Source organism: Mesorhizobium sp. P5_C1 (assembly GCF_054049815.1).
Genome location: NZ_JBFULQ010000862.1, coordinates 1 through 1,625 on the forward strand (window position 1 = coordinate 1; position 1,625 = coordinate 1,625).

Here is a 1,625-nt window from a genome sequence, read left to right on the forward strand (position 1 = left end):
GTCGAGGTCGACTCGAGTTTTAGCGACATCCTGAAGAATCTCGACTTCGCGGCCATGGCCGTCGCCGAGGCTCGCTACGACCGCTACAGCATTTTCGGCGACCTCATGTATGTAAAACTGTCGGGAGAAAGTGGCACGCCGAGAGGCGTCGTTGCCAACAGTGTCGAGGTCTCGTCACAGACATTTTCAGGGCTGGTCGGAGCTGGCTATTCGATCCTCCAGAGTGACGCCGGACGTCTCGATTTCGTCGGCGCCATGAGGGTCTGGTCCGTAGACACGGACCTGAACTTCCATGGCGGTATCCTTGACGGCGTATCCGGCAGCGACGGAGCGACCTGGGCGGACGGCCTGGTTGGCGTTCGCGCGAACTACTCGCTCACGCCTGAAGTCTATCTGACGGGCTGGGGCATGGTTGGTGCAGGCGGCGCCAATGTCGACTGGGATGTCGCCGCCGCACTGGGCTACCGGTTCAACAAGCGGTTTTCGGCGGTCGCCGGCTACCGCGCGCTCGGCGTCAACTACCGCAATGACGGCTTCGTCTTCGATGTCGTCCAGCAAGGACCCATCATGGGACTGGTCATGCGTTTCTAGATCCAGGATCTGCATCAACGACAACAGGGAGGAAGTGATGACAACGAAATTTACATTCCGCAACTGCGCCGTCCTGGCCTTGGCTTTGGCCACTTTCGTACAGGTTGATGCGGTCTCCGTGGTCACACAGGGATCGATTTCATCTCAAGCGCTGGCCCGCGTTGGCCATCCTCTTACGCCCGGTAGTGCGGCGGGCGTCGCGCGGCGCACAACCCGGCGAACCATCCGCAGAACCAGCGTCTACGTAGCCAGTCTGCCGGCCGGTTGCGTCAAGACTTCGGTCAACGGGACGACAATCTGGCATTGCGGCGCGAAATATTATCAGCACACGGGGTCGAAATACGTAGTCGTCCTCGTTAACTGATCGGGCGCGGACAGCCACCGGCCAGGCCTGACCGATAACAGGTCGGCCCTAGCGACACGATCGTCCAAGCAACGACCGGTCGCGGGTCGTGCGCCTCTACGACGCGCCCGGCGGTTCGAAGTGACGGGGCGGAAGCGAGATCGAACTGGTGAAATGACTTCCGAGCAACGCCCAGGATGGGCGCGGCAGTCACGATCCACAAAACGGACACTCATGAGCAAGAACGCAAACAAGGGAAGGTAATACTATGCGAATCTTCACGACACTCATCGCGGCAGTAGCACTTTCGTCTGCGACGGCGGCATACGCACAAACACAAAATCCGCTTCCCAAGGCCAGCGATGTGCTTGTCCGATACGGGGACGACGTCGAGGGCTGGACGATCTATACAAATCAAACGCGTGGAGATTGCTTGATCGTGCGCCAAGATGGGCCAAGTTCAGTACAAATGGGCGTTACCGCAAATCAGGAGGTCGGGTATCTTGGCGTGTTCACGAAGGTGGATATCGGTCTTAAGAACGGTACCAAGTCGGACATCTTCGTCTCCATCGACGGCCATCTCTATAAGGGTGTGGCCACCAGCACGAGCGGCGAACTCAAGGGCGGATATTCTGGCGGCTACATCTTGACCGACGATCCGAAGTTCAAGCGCGACGTGGCGAAGAAATAT

Annotated in this window: 3 protein-coding genes; all 3 read left to right on the forward strand. The window is 58.8% G+C overall.

Annotation, left to right across the window (positions count from 1 at the left end):
• Nucleotides 1–591 (forward strand): hypothetical protein (locus ACXJ7R_RS32040; RefSeq protein ID WP_457155304.1); only part of this gene is annotated, 591 nt, incomplete at its 5' end.
• A gap of 37 nt (nt 592–628) precedes the next feature.
• Nucleotides 629–955 (forward strand): hypothetical protein, encoded by a 327-nt coding sequence (locus ACXJ7R_RS32045; protein WP_457155305.1) that lies wholly within the window; start codon nt 629–631, stop codon nt 953–955.
• 247 nt (nt 956–1,202) lie between these two features.
• On the forward strand, nt 1,203–1,625 hold a 423-nt coding region (locus tag ACXJ7R_RS32050), incomplete at its 3' end, for a hypothetical protein (RefSeq protein WP_457155306.1).